General features: G+C 75.9%; 2 protein-coding genes (1 of these 2 only partly in view). Both read left to right on the forward strand.

Translation table 11 applies throughout. The features are described 5' to 3' along the window. On the forward strand, positions 1-7,509 hold the full coding sequence (locus tag Actkin_RS14720) for a non-ribosomal peptide synthetase (protein ID WP_258907637.1): 7,509 nt from the start codon (positions 1-3) through the stop codon (positions 7,507-7,509). After that, positions 7,506-17,053, forward strand: the 5' portion of a protein-coding gene (locus tag Actkin_RS14725) for a non-ribosomal peptide synthase/polyketide synthase (protein WP_258907638.1). It continues 10,027 nt past the right edge of the window; the window shows 9,548 of its 19,575 coding nt (coding positions 1-9,548); its start codon is at positions 7,506-7,508; its stop codon lies beyond the right edge, outside the window. The genes Actkin_RS14720 and Actkin_RS14725 overlap by 4 nt, the downstream gene beginning before the upstream one ends.

Raw genomic sequence — 17,053 nt, forward strand, 5'->3', positions numbered from 1 at the left:
GTGCCAGAAACCCTCCTCGACCTCTTCGCTGCCCAGGTGCGCCGCGCGCCGTCGGAACCCGCCATCATCGATGCGCGCGGCACAGTGTCCTACCGCGACCTCGACACCTGGTCCAACCGCGTCGCGCACCGGCTGATCGCCGCGGGCGCGGGCCCGGAGTCCATCGTCGCGCTGGTGCTGCCCAGGTCGGCGGCGATCGTGGCGGCGCAGCTCGGCACGCTCAAGGCGGGCGCGGCCTACCTCCCGGTCGACCCCGGCTACCCGCCCGAGCGCATCCGCGCCATGCTCGACGACGCCCGCCCCCAGGTCGTGCTCGACGACCCCGACCTGGTGACCACCATGGACGGTCCTGTCGAGGACCCGGGCCGCCGCCCGGAGCCCGACCAGCCCGCCTACGTCATCTACACCTCCGGATCGACGGGCCGTCCGAAGGGCGTCGTGGTCACCCACCGCGGCCTGGCCACCTTCGCCAGGGCGGAGATCGAGCGGTTCGCGGTGCGCCCCGGCGACCGGGTGCTCCAGTTCTCCTCGCCCAGCTTCGACGCCTCGGTGCTGGAACTGGCCATGGCGCTGCCGTCGGGGGCCGCGCTCGTCGTGCCCGAGCCGGGCCCGCTGGTCGGCGACCACCTGGCCGACGTGCTCACCGCGAACCGGGTCAGCCACGCGCTGATCCCGCCGGTCGCCCTGGCCACGGTGCCCGACGTCGACCTGCCCGACCTGCGCACGCTGATCGTCGGGGGCGACGCCTGCACCGCCGAGCTGGTGCGGCGCTGGGCTCCGGGCCGCCGCATGATCAACGCCTACGGCCCCACGGAGTCGACCGTGGTGTCCACGTGGAGCGAGCCGCTGTCCCCTCGGGACACCCCGCCGCCCATCGGCCTGCCGATCACCGGGACCCGCGCGCACGTCCTGGACGACGACCTGCGCCCGGTCCCCGACGGCGCGGCGGGGGAACTGTACGTGGCGGGCGTCGGCCTGGCCCGCGGCTACCTGCGCAGACCGGGGCTGACCGCGCAGCGGTTCCTGCCCGACCCGGCGGGCCCGCCCGGCGCGCGGATGTACCGGACCGGCGACGTGGTGCGCCGGGGCCCGGAGGGCCTGGAGTTCGTCGGCCGCGCCGACCACCAGGTGAAGATCCGCGGCTACCGGATCGAGCCGGGCGAGATCGAGGCGGTCCTCGCCGCTGACCCCGCGGTCGGCCAGGCGGTGGTCGTGCCGCGCACCGAGGCGGGCCTCAAGCGCCTGGTCGCCTACGTCACCCCGGCGGCGGGCGGGCGGCCCGAGCCGGAGGGCCTGCGGGAGCGGGTGGCCGCGACCCTCCCGGACTTCATGGTGCCCGCCGCCGTGGTCGTGCTCGACGAGTTCCCGTTGAGCCCCAACGGGAAGCTCGACCGTAACGCGCTGCCCGCGCCGGAGATCGGCGCCCGACCGGCCGGACACGTGCCGCCGCGGGACGACCGCGAGCGCGCGGTCGCCGCTGTGTGGGCCGACATCCTCGGCGTGGACGCGGTGAGCGTCGACGACGACTTCTTCGCCCTGGGCGGCGACTCGATCCTGGCCGAGCGCGTCCGGGCGCGGTTGGTCGCCGATCTCGGGGTCCGGCTGTCCGGCCGGGCGCTGTTCGACCGGCGCACCGTCGCCGCCATCGCCGCCGCGCTGCCGGAGACCGCCGCGGCGCAGGCGCCCATCCCGCGGGCACCGAGGACCGGGCCGTTCCCGCTGGCGCCCGTGCAGCGCAGGCTGTGGCTGGCGGAGCAGACCGCGGGCAGCGCGGTGAACGCCACCGGCATCGGGGTCCGGCTGAGCGGCCCGCTGGACCGCGCCGCCCTCCAGCGCGCGCTCGACCGGCTCGCGGACCGGCACGACGCGCTGCGCACGACCTTCGAGCTGGTGGACGGCGAGGTGGTGCAGGTCGTCGCCCCGAGCGGTCGGCTGCCGCTGCACACGGCCGCGAGCGTCACGGTGGAGCCGGTGGACCCGCTCGCCGGGCCGACCACACGGGCGGCGTTGGTCCCGCTCGCCGCCGACGAGCACGTCCTGGTGCTGGCGCAGCACCACCTCGTGACCGACGGGTGGTCGGCGGGCGTGCTCACCGCCGAGCTGGCCGCGCTGTACGGCGAGGAGACCGGCGGGCCGCCCGCCGACCTCGCCCCGCTTCCCGTCCAGTACCCGGACTACGCGGTGTGGCAGGCCGGACGGCGCGACTGGACGGCCGACCTCGCCTTCTGGCGGGACCGCCTGGACGGGCTGCGCCCGCTCGACCTCCCGACCGACCGCCCCCGCCCGCCCGCGCGTGTCGCCGCGGGCGCCGTGCACCGCCGTGAGGTGCCCGCGGACCTCGTACGGGCACTCCGCGCCGTGGGTGCCGCCCATGACGCCACGCTGTTCATGACGCTCACCGCCGCCGTGCAGCTCCTGCTGGCCGCGGTGTCCGGCAGCCGCGACATCGCCGTCGGCGCGGTCCGCGCGGGCAGGCCCAGGCCCGAGCTGGACCGGGTGGCGGGCTTCTTCGTCAACACCGTCGTCCTGCGCTCCACAGTGGACCCGAACCTCCCGTTCAGCGACTTCCTCGACCAGGTGCGGACCACGGCGCTCGACGCGTTCGACCACGACGACGTGCCCTTCGACCAGGTGGTCGACCACCTCGACCCGCCACGGGACCCGGCCAGGACCCCGCTGGTGCAGGCCGCGGTGGCCCTGCACCAGCCCGTCGTCGCGGAGACGGAGTCCGGCGGCGTCCGCTTCGCCGAGCACGACCTGCCCCGCCCCGCCGCCCGCTTCGACCTGGCCGTCGAGTTCTGGCCGCGCGGCGACGCCCTGGCCATGACCCTGGAGTACGACGCCGCCCTGTTCGACGAGCCCAGGATCGCCGACCTCGCGGCGGCCATCGACGGCGTGCTCCGCGCGATCACCACCGAACCCGACCGCCTGCTGCGCACCCTGGCCGAGTGGTCCGGGGGCGAGACCGGCGCCGCGGTCGCCGAGCCGGTCCGCAGCGGCTACCTGGCCCCGCGCACCCCCGTCGAGGCCACCCTCGCCGAGGTGTTCGCGTCCGTGCTGGGGGCTTCCCGGGTCGGGGTGCGGGACAACTTCTTCGCGCTCGGCGGCGACTCGATCCTGAGCATCCGGGCCGTCTCCGCCGCCCGCGCCGCCGGGTTGGCGGTGACCTCGCGGGACATCTTCGAGCACCAGACCGTGGCCGCGCTCGCCCCGCACGCGCGGGCCGCGGTGGAGCGGCCTACCGGGCCCGTGGAGGGGCCCGCGCCGCTCACCCCGATCCAGCGCTGGTTCCTGGAGGCCGGGTCCCCGCACCCGGAGTGGTTCCACCAGAGCATCACCGTCGACCTCGGAGGCCCGGTCGACCCCGAGGCGCTGGCCCGCGCCGCCGACGCGCTGGTCGAGCACCACGACGCCCTCCGGATGCGGTTCACGCCCGGCTGGCGGCAGGTGAACGCGCCGCCGGGGGAGGCCGGTGACGTCAACGGCCACGGCCCGCTGTTCACCGCGACCGCCGTGGGCACCGGCGCCCGGCTGCGCGCCCACCACCTCGTGGTCGACGGCGTCTCGTGGCGCGTCATCGCCGAGGACCTGCGGACGGCCTACGACCGGATCGCCCGAGGCGAGCCCGTCGCGCTGCCCGCCCGCACCACCTCCTTCCGCGAGTGGGCCACCCGGCTCGTCGAGCACACCCGGGCGGGCGGGTTCGACGCCGAGCGGGCGCACTGGGCCGAGACGCCCGACGGGACCGTGCCCCGCGACCGCGACGGCGCGAACACCGTGGCGGGGGAGCGGACCGTCCGCGTCGAGCTCGACCCCGCCGAGACCGCCGCCCTCCTCCGCGACATCCCCGCCGCCTACCGGGCCACGGCCGAGGACGTGCTGCTCACCGCACTGTCCGCCGTCCTCACCGACTGGACCGGCCGCGACCGGGTCGCCGTCCACCTGGAGGGGCACGGCCGGGAGGACGTCATCGACGGCGTGGACCTCACCCGCACGGTCGGCTGGTTCACCACCCTCTACCCGGTCACCCTCGACGCGCCCCGAGGCGCGGGCTGGCCCGGCGCGCTCAAGGCGGTCAAGGAGCGGTTACGCGCCGTGCCGCACCGCGGCATCGGATACGGCGCGCTGCGGCACATCGCGGGCGTCGTGACCGGGACCGACCCCGAGGTGGCGTTCAACTACCTCGGCTGTGTCGACGGCGGACTCGCCCTCGACGCGCACCCCGACTCACCGCGCCCCCACGTGCTCGACGTGAACGCCGTCGTGACCGACCGCCTCGCCATCACCTGGCACTACAGCGAGGCGCTGCACGACGCCGCCACCGTCACCCGGCTCGCCGAGGCGATGCTGTCCGCGGTGCGCGCGATCGTCGCCGAGTGCGCGGGCGCCCACGGCCGCACCCCGTCGGACTTCCCGCTCGTCGCCCTGGACGCCGCCACCGTCGACCGGCTGGCCACCCCCGGCGTCGCCGACATCCTGCCGCTGACGCCGATGCAGGCGGGCATGGTCTTCCACGGCCTGTCCCGGCCGGGGACCTACTTCCAGCAGCTGGCGTTCGTCCTCGACGGCGTCCCCGACCCGGCCGCCTACGCCGCGGCCTGGCAGCGGGTCGTGGACGAGACGCCGGTGCTGCGCTCCGCCGTGGTGTGGGAGGACGTGCCCGAACCCGTCCTGGTCGTGCACGAGCGGGCGACCGTGCCGGTGACCCTGCTCGACTGGACCGGGCAGGACCGCGAGGCGTGCCTGGCCGACCTCATCGAGCGCGACGCCGAGCCCTTCGACCTCGCCGCCGCCCCGCTGACGCGGGTCTCCGTCGCACGCCTGTCCGCCACCGAGGTCCAGGTGCTGTGGACGTTCCACCACGTGCTGCTCGACGGGTGGAGCGCGTTCGGCGTGCTCGCCGACGTCGCCGCCGCGCACGCGGGCCGGGACCTGCCCGAGCGGCCCCCGTTCGCCGACCACCTGCGCCACCTCGCCCGCCAGGACCCGGCCGAGGCCGCCGAGCACTGGCGCGGCGTGCTGGCGGGCATCACCGCCCCGACCCCGCTGCCCTGCGACCGCCCGCGCGCGTCGGTCGACGAACCCAGCACGACCGCCCACACGGAGACCACGCTGTCCGAAGAGGACTCGGCGGCGCTGGACGCCTTCGCCCGCGCGCACGGCCTGACCACCGGCACGGTCGTGCTCGGCGCGTGGGCGCTGCTGCTGTCCGCCCACAGCGGGCACAAGCGGGTGTGCTTCGGCACGACCGTCTCCGGCAGGCCAGCCGACCTGCCCGGCGTGGACGCCATCATCGGCATGTTCGTCAACACCCTGCCCGTCGTCGCCGAGGTCGACGGCGGCACGCCGGTCGCCGACTGGCTGCGCGGGGTGCAGCGCGGCCAGGCCGAGGCCCGCCGGTTCGAGCACACCGCCATCGCGGACCTGCGCGGGCACACCGACGTCCCGCGCGGCGTCGAGCTGTTCGACAGCGCCGTCATCTTCGAGAACTACCCCGCCGAGGCCATCCCGGGCGTGCGCGGGATGACCGCGGCCGAGCGGACCAACTTCCCGCTCACCGTGACCGCCTACCCGGCCGCCCGGCTGCGCCTGGTGTTCGGCTACGAACCCGGCCTGTTCGACGCCGACACCGTGCGCGGGCTCGCCGACCGCCTCGCGCACCTGCTGCGGGAACTCGTCGCCGACCCCGCCCGCCCGCTCGCCCGCGTCCACGCCCTCACCCCCGGCGACCGCGAGCGCGTGCTGGACGCATGGAACGACACCGCCGTGCCGGTGCCCGACACCACACTCGTCGCCCTGCTCGACGCGCAGGCCAACCGGACGCCGGACGCGCTCGCCCTGGTCGCGGGCGGGGTCCGCTGGACGTACGCGGAGCTGTCCGCCCACGCCAACCGCCTCGCCCACCGGCTGGTCGCCCTCGGCGCGGGCCCGGAACGGGTCGTCGCGGTCCGGCTGCCCCGGTCGCCCGAACTGGTCGTGGCGCTGCTGGCGGTGCTCAAGTCGGGCGCGGCCTACCTGCCGATCGATCCGGACCTGCCCGCCGAGCGCATCGCCTTCCTGGTGTCCGACGCCGACGCGGTCACCGTGCTCGACGACCCCGCGGTAGTGATGGACACCGCCGACCGGCCCGCGAGCCCGCTGGACCCGGGGGTGACCGGGGCGAACGCCGCGTACGTCATCTACACCTCCGGCTCGACCGGCACGCCGAAGGGCGTCGTCGTGCCGCACGCGGGCATCGTCAACCGGCTGCTGTGGACGCAGGACCGGTTCCGGCTCGACGCGGGCGACCGCGTGCTGCAGAAGACCCCGGCGAGCTTCGACGTCTCGGTGTGGGAGTTCTTCTGGCCGCTGATCACCGGGGCCGCGCTGGTGCTCGCCGCCCCGGACGGGCACCGCGACCCGCACCACATCGCCGAGGTGATCCGCGCCGAGTCGGTCACGACCGTCCACTTCGTCCCGTCGATGCTGCGGGCGTTCCTGCGGCACGCGGACCTGACGGCGTGCTCGGGCCTGCGCCGCGTCCTGTGCAGCGGCGAGGCGCTCCCCGCCGACCTGGCTGCCGACTTCCACGCCCGGGTCCCCGCCGAACTGCACAACCTGTACGGGCCCACCGAGGCGTCGGTGGACGTCACCCACTGGGCGTGCGCGCCGGGGGAGGAGACCGTGCCCATCGGCCGCCCGGTCTGGAACACCCGGCTGCGCGTGCTCGACGCCGACCTGGCCCCGGCCCCGCCCGGCGCCCCGGGCGAGCTGTACCTCGCGGGCGTCCAGCTCGCGCGCGGCTACCTCAACCGGCCCGGCATGACGGCGGAGCGGTTCGTCGCCGACCCGTTCGGGGCGCCCGGCACGCGGATGTACCGCACGGGCGACCTGGTGCGCTGGACGCGAGACGGCGCGCTGGAGTACCTCGGCCGCACCGACCAGCAGGTGAAGATCCGCGGCTTCCGGATCGAGCCGGGCGAGGTCGAGGCCGTCATCGCCGCCCAGCCCGGGGTCGCCGAGACCGCGGTGATCGCCCGCGACGGCAGGCTCCTGGCCTACGTCGTCCCCGCCAGCCTCGATCCCGCGCCGCTGCGCCGGGCCGTCGCGGCGGTCCTGCCCGAGCACATGGTCCCGGCGGCCGTGATGGCGCTCGACCGGCTGCCGCTGACCCGGTCCGGGAAGCTGGACCGCCGCGCCCTGCCCGACCCGGACTTCACCCCCGACACGCACGTCCCGCCGGAGACCGACGCCGAACGCACCCTCGCCCTCATCTGGTCGGAGGTGCTGGGCGTCCCGCGCGTCGGCGTCGAGGACAGCTTCTTCGACCTCGGCGGCGACTCGATCCTCAGCCTGCACGTGACCGCCCGCGCCAACGCGGCGTTCGACCTGCGCCTCACCCCGCGCGACGTGCTCACCGCCCGCACCGTCCGCGCGCTCGCCGAGCGCGTCGAGGACCACGTGCTGCGCGAACTGGAAGAACTGGCCCGACTCGGCGACCAGCAGCCGGAAGGACACCCCGCCCCATGACCTCATCGAGAGAGCGCCGCCGCGACGCCCTGCCCGAGCACCTGCGGGCCCGGCTCGCCGAGCGGCTGGCGGGCACGCGCGCCGCCGCGCCGGACGCCATCCCGCCCGCGCCGCGCGACACGCCGCTGCCGCTGTCCTCCGCGCAGCAGCGGCTGTGGTTCCTCAGCCAGTTCACCCCCGGCGGCGCCGACTACAACAGCGGTGTCGCCCTGCGGCTGACCGGCGCGCTCGACGTGACCGCCCTGGGCGCCGCGCTCGACGCCGTCGTCGCCGCGCACGACATCCTGCGCACGACCTTCGACGAGGCCGACGGCAGTCCGGTGCAGATCGTGCACCCGCCCTCGCCGGTCCACCTGCACCGGATCGACCTCGCGGACGGCGACCTGGACGACGTGCTCGAAGCCGAGTTCTCCCGGCCGTTCGACCTGCGCGAGGGTCCCCTGCTGCGCGCCGCGCTGGTCCGGCTCGGCGACCGCGAGCACGTGCTGCTGCTCAGCGCGCACCACATCGTCGTCGACGGCTGGTCCCTCACGGTCCTGCTGGAGGACCTGGCCGCCGCCTACGCCGGTCGCCCCCCGGTGCAGGACGGCCCGCGCTACGGCGACTTCGCGGCCTGGCAGCAGCGGCAGCTCACCGGCCCGGCCATGGACGAGCACGTCGCCTACTGGCGGCGGGCGCTCGCCGGGGTCACCCCGCTCGACCTGCCGACCGACCGCCCGCGCCCGCCCGTGCGGTCCACCGACGGCGCCGCGGAGCACCTCGCCGTTCCCGGCGAGCTCGCCGCCCGGCTCGCCGCGCTGGCCAGGGCGCACGACACGACCCTGTTCACCGTGCTCATGGCGGCCTGCCAGGTGCTCTTCTCCCGGTACGCCGGGCAGGACGACGTCGCGCTGGGCACCATCACCGCGGGCCGCGACCGCGCGGAACTGCACCGCGTGGTCGGCTTCTTCGCCGACACCGTCGTCCTGCGCTCCACTGTGGACGAGCAGCGCACCTTCGCCGACTTCCTCGGAACCGTCCGCGACACCGCGCTGACGGCGTTCACGCACGCCGCCGCGCCGTTCGACCGGCTGGTCGAGGCCGTCGGCGCGCCCCGCGACCCTGGCCGCAACCCGCTGTTCGACGTGCTCGTCATGCTCCAGAACGCCCAGCGCGGCCTGCCGGAGTTCCCCGGGCTGGCGGTGGCCGAGGTGGAACTGCGGCGCTGGGCGGCGAACTTCGACCTCAGCGTCGAGTTCACCGAGCGGCCCGACCGGCTCGACTGCGTGCTGGAGTACCGCACCGACCTGTACGACGCCGCCACCGTGCGCGCGCTCGCCGACCGGCTCACCGTGCTGCTCGGCGCCATCGCCGACGCGCCGGACCGGCCACTCGACGAGCTGCCCTGGCTGACCCCCGCCGAGCGGCAGGCCGTCACGCGCGACTGGGCCGGGCCCGCGCTGCCCGTGCCGGAGACCACCTTCCCCGCGCTGTTCGAGGCGCAGGCCCGGCGCACCCCGGACGCGGTCGCCCTGGTCTGCGGGACCGAGTCGCTGACCTACACCGAGCTGAACGCCCGCGCCAACCGGCTGGCCCACCGCGTCATCGCCGAGGGCGCGGGGCCGGAGCGGGTGGTCGCGGTGTCGCTGCCGCGCGGCGTCGACGCCGTGGTCGCGCAGCTCGCCGTGCTCAAGGCGGGCGGGGTGTACCTGCCGGTCGACCCGGCGCTGCCCGCGCAGCGGCGCGCGCACCTGGTCGCGGACTCGGGCGCGGTGCTCGTCATCGACCGTCCACTGGAGACCGACGGGCTGCCGGACACCGACCCGGACGTCGGGCTGCGCCCGGACAACACCGCCTACGTCGTCTACACCTCCGGGTCCACCGGCCTGCCCAAGGGCGTGGCGGTGGAGCACCGGAGCATGGTCAACCTGCTGCACAACCACCGGGCGGACTTCGTGGCCGCCGCGGGCGGGCGCAGGCTCCGCGTCGCGCTCACCGCGGTGTTCTCCTTCGACACCTCGTGGGAGGGCCCGGTGCTCATGGCCGACGGCCACGAGCTGCACCTGCTGCCCGACGAGATCCGCATGGACCCGGCCGCGCTCGTCGAGCACGTGGCCGCCCGCCGGATCGACTTCCTCGACCTCACCCCGTCCTACCTGCGCCAGCTCTTACCCGAGGGCCTGCTGACCGATCCGCGCCACCGGCCCGCCGTGCTGATGGTGGGCGGCGAGGCCATCGACGACGCGCTCTGGCGGGAGCTGGCGGCCGCGCCGGACACCGCCGCCTACAACTTCTACGGCCCCACCGAGGCCACCGTCGACGCGGTGTCCACGCCCGTCACCGGCGACCGGCCGGTCATCGGCAGGCCGCTGCGCAACCTGCGCGCCTACGTGCTCGACGCCCGCCTGCGGCCGGTGCCGCCCGGCGTCCCGGGCGAGCTGTACCTCGCGGGCCCGCAGCTGGCCCGCGGCTACCTGGGCAGGCCGGGGCTGACCGCCGAGCGGTTCCCGCCCGACCCGTTCGGCGGCCAGGGCGAGCGCATGTACCGCACCGGGGACCTGGCCCGCTGGACCGCCGACGGCAGGCTGGACTACCTCGGCCGCGCCGACGACCAGGTGAAGGTCCGCGGGTTCCGGATCGAGCCGGGCGAGATCGAGGCGGCGCTGGTCGCCGCGGGCGCCCGCGAGGCCGCCGTGGTGGTCCGCGAGGACGGCGGCCACCGCAGGCTCGTCGCCTACGTCGTCGGCGACGAGGACCCGGCCGCCCTGCGCGCCGAGGTGCGGCGGACGCTGCCGGAGCACATGGTGCCCGCCGCGTTCGTCCGGCTCGACCGGCTGCCGCTGACCCCCAACGGCAAGCTCGACCGCCGCGCCCTCCCCGAGCCCGACCGCCACGCCGCCGACCACGTCGCCCCGCGCGGCGCGACCGAGTCCCTGCTGGCCGGGATCTGGGCCGACGTGCTCGGCCTCGACCGGGTCGGCGTGACGGACAACTTCTTCGCCATCGGCGGCGACTCCATCCTCAGCATCCAGATCGTCTCGCGCGCCCGGCGGGCCGGGCTCGCGCTCACCTCGCGCGACGTCTTCGCCCACCAGACCATCGCCGACCTCGCCACCGCGGTCACCCGCGCCGCCGAGCCCGCCGCCCCGACCCGGACCGGGCCCGCCCCGCTCACCCCGATCCAGCACTGGTTCTTCGCCGCGCACGGCCCGCGCGCCCGGTTCGCCATGACCCTGCACGTGGAGACCACCGCCGACCCGGACCTGCTGGCCGAGGCCCTGGCCGCCGTCGTCGCCCACCACGACGCGCTGCGCATGCGGTTCCACCGGACCGACGGCGAATGGCGGCAGCACCCCGTCGCCGACCCGGTTCCGCTGCACCGCCCCACCGTCTCCGACCTGGACGCCTACGCGGACGCGGCGCGCGACGGGCTCGACATCGAGCACGGACCGGTGCTGCACGCGGCGCTGGTCGACGTCGAGGGCAGCGCGCGGCTGCTGCTGATCGCCCACCACCTCGTGGTCGACGCCGTGTCCTGGCGCATCGTCGTCGAGGACCTGCGCACCGCCTACGAGCAGCTGCGCGACGGCAAACCCGTCAGCCTGACGCCGGTCGGCACCCCCTACCCGCAGTGGGCCCACCTGCTCGCCGAGCACGTCGGCGCGGGCGGCTTCGACGACGACCTGCCGCACTGGGCCGCGACCCCCGAGCCCGTGCCGCTGCCGAGGGACCACGACGGACCGACCCGCGCGGGCGCGGCCGGGCGGATCACCGTCCGCGTCGACCGCGACACCACCGACGCCCTGCTGACCCGGGTGCCCGCGCTCTACCAGACCCAGGTCAACGACGTGCTGCTGAGCGCGCTCGGCCGGACCCTGGCCGAGTGGACCGGACGCGCCGACGTCGCCGTCACCCTGGAGGGCCACGGCCGCGAGGACGTCATCCCCGGCGTGGACCTGTCGACCACAGTCGGCTGGTTCACCACCCAGTTCCCCGTCGGGCTGACCCTGCCCGACGGGGACTGGGGCTCGGTGCTCAAGGCAGTGAAGGAGCAGGTGCGCGCCATCCCGCGCAAGGGGCTGAGCTACGAGGCGCTGCGCTACCTGCGCCCCGGAAGCGGCCTGGGCGGACCCCTGCCGCAGGTGTGCCTGAACTACCACGGCCGCTTCGACGCGGGCACGACGCACCCGACGCCGGGGTCCGAAGTGGACCCAGCGGCCAACCGGGACTTCCTGTTCGACATCACCGGCGTGGTCGAGGCCGGAGAGCTGGTACTGACCTGGGAGTACTCGCCGGAGGCCCACGATGAGGCCACCGTCGCCCGGCTGGCGGGACGGATGGCCGACGCCCTCGCCGGCATCGCCGAGCACTGCGCCCGGCCCGGCGCAGGCGGGCGCACCCCGTCGGACTTCCCGCTCGCCCGGCTCACCCAGGCCCAGGTGGACCGGATCGCGGGCGACGGCTCCGGCGTCGAGGACATCTACCCGCTGACCCCGCTGCAGGCGGGCATGGTCTTCCACGGCCTGGTCGACCCCTCCGGCACCGCCTACGTCGACCAGGTCCGGCTGGTGCTCGACGACGTCCACGACCCGCACGCGCTGGCCGAGGCGTTCCAGCGGGTCGTGGACCGCACGCCCGTGCTGCGGACCTCCGTGGTGTGGGAGGGCGTCGACGAGCCGGTCCAGGTCGTCCACCGCGGCGTCCGGCTCGACGTGCTGCACCGGGACCTGCGCGGGCTGCCGGACCGCGACGCCGCGCTCGCCGACCTGGTCGCCGAGGACCGGGCGGCCGGGTTCGACCTCGGCCGGGCTCCGCTGCTGCGCGTGGCCATCGCCCGGCTGGCCGACGACCGGGTCGCGGTGGTCTGGTCGACCCACCACGTGCTGCTGGACGGCTGGAGCACCGGGCAGGTGTTCGCCGAGATCCGCGAGCACTACCGCGCCATCACCGAGGGCGTCCCGGCCGCCGCGCAGGCCCGCAGGCCGTTCCGCGACTACCTGCGCTGGCTCGCCGAGCGCGACACCGAGGCCGCGGACGCGCACTGGCGCTCCGTCTTGTCCGATGTGGACAGCCCGTTCGCGCTGCCCTACGACCGGCGGCCCGAGCAGGCGCACCGCACCGAGTCCAGCGAGTCGGTCCGGTTCGCGCTGGACGCGGAGGAGACCGCCGCCCTGAGCGCCGCGGTCCGCGCCGCCGGGGTGACCGTCAACACCGCGGTGCAGGGCGCGTGGGCGCTGCTGCTCGCCCGCTGGGCGGGCGTCGACGACGTGCTGTTCGGCACCACGGTCTCCGGGCGCCCGGCCGACCTGCCCGGCGTGGAGTCCATGGTCGGCATGTTCATCAACACCATCCCGACCCGCGCCCGCGTCGACAGCGCCCGGCCCGTCGCCGACTGGCTGCGCGCGCTGCAGGACGCGCAGAGCGAGTCCCGGCGCTTCGACTTCCTCGCGCTCACCCGCATCCGCTCGCACAGCCCCGTGCGCGCCGACCTGCCGCTGTTCGACAGCGTCGTGGTCTTCGAGAACTACCCCTTCGACGACTCCGGCGCCGGGCCCCGGGTGCGCGAGGTGGCGACGACCGACACCACCACGCTGCCGCTCACCCTGTCCGCGCACGCCGACGACCGGCTCCACCTCGATCTCGCCTACGACCCGGCCCTGCTGGACGACGCCACCGCGCGCCGCGCGACCGGATGGCTGCGCACCCTGCTCACCGCGCTCGCCGACGACCTCACCCGGCCCGTCGGCGCGCTGCCGTGGCTGTCCCTCGAGGACCGCGAGCGCGTGCTGACCGGCTGGAACGCCACGGCGACACCGTTCCCGGCGACCAGCTACCCCGAGGAGTTCGAGTGGCAGGCAGCGCTGACGCCCGGGGCCACCGCCGTCGTGTGCGGGGACACCGCGCTCACCTTCGCCGAGCTGGACGCCGCCGCCAACCGGCTCGCGCACCGGCTCATCGCGCAGGGCGTCGGGCCGGACCGGGTCGTGGCGCTGCACCTGCCGAGGTCCGCAGACCTGGTCGTGGCCATCCTGGCCGTGCTCAAGGCGGGCGCGGCGTACCTGCCGGTCGACACGGCGCTGCCCGCCGAGCGGGTCCGGCTGCTGCTGGACGACGCCCGTCCCGTCCTGGTGCTGACGGAGATCGGCGACACCGCCGGTCTGCCCGACACCAGCCCGGCGATCAGGCCGCACCCGAACCAGGCCGCGTACGTCATCTACACCTCCGGCTCGACCGGCCGCCCCAAGGGGGTCGTCGTCGAGCACGGCGGCCTGGCCAACCTGCTCCACGACCACCGGGCCGACCTGACCGGCCGCGCCGGTCCGCTGCGGTTCGCCCTCACCGCGGTGTTCTCCTTCGACACGGCGGTGGAGGGCCTGCTGTTCCTCGCGGCGGGCCACGAACTGCACGTCATCGAGGACGACCTGCGGCTGGACCCGGCCGGTCTGGTGGAGCACATCGCGGCCACCGGCATCGACGTCCTCGACCTCACCCCGACCTACGCGGTCCAGCTGGTCGACGCGGGCCTGCTCGACACCCCGCTGCGCACACTGCTGCTCGGCGGCGAGGCGGTGGGGGAGGCGCTGTGGCGCGAACTCGCGTCCCGCCCGGGGCTGGAGGTCGTGAACTACTACGGCCCCACGGAGTGCACGGTCGACGCCACGCGCGCCGTCGCCGCGCCCGGGACGCCGCCGCTGATCGGGCGGCCCCTGCGCAACGTGCGGGCGTACGTGCTCGACGACGACCTGCGCCCGGTGCCCCCCGGCGTCCCCGGCGAGCTGTACCTGGCGGGCGCGCAGGTCGCCCGCGGCTACCTGGACCGCCCCGGCCTGACCGCCCAGCGGTTCGTCGCCGACCCGTTCGCCCCCGGCCGCATGTACCGCACCGGGGACCGGGTGCGCTGGACCGCAGACGGCCAGGTGGACTACCTCGGCCGCGCCGACGACCAGGTCAAGATCCGCGGCTTCCGGATCGAGCCCGGCGAGGTCGCCGCCGCGCTGCGCGCCTTGCCGGGCGTGCGGGACGCCGCCGTCGTCGCGCACCGGGACGGCACGGGCCCGGCCCGGCTCGTGGCCTACGTCGTCGGCGGGAGCGCCGACCTCCGCGCCGCGCTCGCCGACACCCTCCCGGACTACCTGGTGCCCGCCGCGTTCGTGCCGCTGCCCGCCCTGCCGCAGACCCCCAGCGGCAAACTCGACCGGCGCGCCCTGCCCGCGCCCGACTTCGGGGCGGGCGCGGGCGACTACGTCGCGCCGCGCACCGAGGCCGAGCGCGTGGTCGCCGCCGTCTGGTCCGACGTGCTCGGGGTGCCCCGGGTCGGGACTGCCGACAACTTCTTCGCCCTGGGCGGCGACTCGATCCTGAGCATCCGCGTGGTCTCCCGGCTGCGCGCGGTGTTCGGCGCGCGGATCTCCCCGCGCGCCCTCTTCGACCACCCGACCGTCGCCGCGCTCGCCCGCGTGGTCCCCGCCGGCGAGCAGGACACCATCCCGGCCGCGGTGGTGTCCGGCCCCGTGCCGCAGTCCTTCGCGCAGCGGCGGCTGTGGTTCCTCGACCAGTTCGAGCCGGGCGGCGCCGAGTACGTCAGCCCCACCGCCCTGCGCCTGCGCGGGCCGCTGGACGTCGACGCCCTCACCGCCGCGCTCACCGCGCTGATCGCCCGCCACGAGTCCCTGCGGACCACGTTCGACGAGATCGACGGCGAGGCCGTGCAGATCGTGCACGACCCCTACCCGGCCGACCTCGTCCAGGTGACCGCCGACGACCCCGCCGCGGTGCTGGCGCGCGACTGCGCCCAGCCGTTCGACCTGCGCCGGGGACCGCTGTTCCGCACCACGCTGATCCGCGTCGGCGACGACGACCACGTGCTGGTGCTGACCCTGCACCACATCATCACCGACGGCTGGTCCACCGCCGTGCTCACCGACGACCTGGCCGCCCTGTACGCGGGCGCCCGGCTGCCCGACATCCCCGTCCGGTACACCGACTTCACGCTCTGGCAGCGGGAGCGGGCCGACCTCGACGCCCAGCTCGCGCACTGGCGCGCCGCGCTCGCGGGCGTCGAGCCGCTGCGGCTGCCCACCGACCGCCCGCGCCCCGCCGTGCGCTCCACCGCGGGCGCGATGCACGCGTTCACCGTGCCCGCCGAGGTCGCTTCGGGCCTGCGGGAGGTGGGCAGGCGCCGGGACAGCACCCTGTTCATGACCCTGCTCGCCGCCTGCCAGGTGCTGTTCGCCCGGCACAGCGGTCAGTCCGACTTCGCCGTCGGCACCGCCGTCGCGGGCCGGGACCGGCCCGAGCTGGAGCGGGTCGTCGGGTTCTTCGTCAACACCCTGGTGCTGCGCGCGTCGGTCGACGAGGACGCCTCGTTCGCCGACCTGCTCGCCCGGGTCCGGAGCACCGCGCTCGCCGGGTTCGCCCACCAGGACGTGCCGTTCGAGCGCGTGGTCGACGCCGTCGCCCCCGAGCGCGATCCCAGCCGCAACCCGCTGTTCGACGTCATGGTCATGCTGCAGAACACCCCGGACGAGGTGCCCGGGCTGCCGGGCCTGGCGGTGGCCGAGGAACAGCTGCCGGTGCTGACGTCCACGTGCGACCTGACCATCGAGTTCCAGGAAGCCGGGCAGGTCCTGAACGGCGCGGTCGAGTACAACCCGGACCTGTTCGACGAGGCCACCGTCGCGCGCATGGTCGAGCACCTGGGCGTCTTGCTCGCGGCCGCGGCGGCGGACCCGGAGCGCCCGGTCGCCGACCTGCCCATGGGTCCGCCGCCGCCCCCCGCGCGCCCGCTGCGCGAGGTGCCGCCGGTCCCGCTGCACCGCTGGCTCCCCACGACCGACGCCACCGCCGTCGTGTGCGGCGATGACCGGCGCACGTTCGCCGAGCTGGACGCCGCCGCCAACCGGCTCGCGCACCTGCTCATCGCGCGCGGCGCCGGGCCGGAACGCCTGGTCGCGCTCGTGCTGCCGCGCTCGGCGGACATGGTGGTCGCGATGCTGGCCGTGCTGAAGTCCGGCGCCGCGTACCTGCCGCTCGACCCCGCGCTGCCCGAGGAGCGCCTGCGGTCCGCGCTGGCCGACGCCGACCCGGTCGTGGTGCTCGACGCCATGCCGGACACGTCAGGCTGTCCCGACACCGATCCCGGCGTGCCGGTGGACCCGCGCAACCCGGCCTACGTCGTCTACACGTCCGGGTCGAGCGGGACTCCCAAGGGCGTGGTGGTGGAGCATGGCGGCCTGGCCGCCCTGTTCGCCCACCAGCAGGCCGAGTTCATCGCCCCGCTCGCGGGGCAGGGGCGCCTGCGGTACGGGCAGACGGCGGTGTTCTCCTTCGACACCGCGGTGGAGGGGCTGCTGTTCCTCGCCGCCGGGCACGAGTGGCACGTCATCCCCGACGACGTCCGCCTCGACCCGCACGAGCTGGTCGCCTACGCCGCGGGCCTCGACGTGCTCGACGTGACCCCGGCCCACGCCCGCGGCCTGATCGACGCGGGACTGCTCGACACCGGGCTGCGCGCCCTCACCCTGGGCGGCGAGGCCGTCGGCGACGCGCTCTGGCACGACCTGGC

It is taken from the genome of Actinokineospora sp. UTMC 2448 (assembly GCF_024760565.1).
Classification (GTDB): Bacteria; Actinomycetota; Actinomycetes; order Mycobacteriales; family Pseudonocardiaceae; genus Actinokineospora; species Actinokineospora fastidiosa.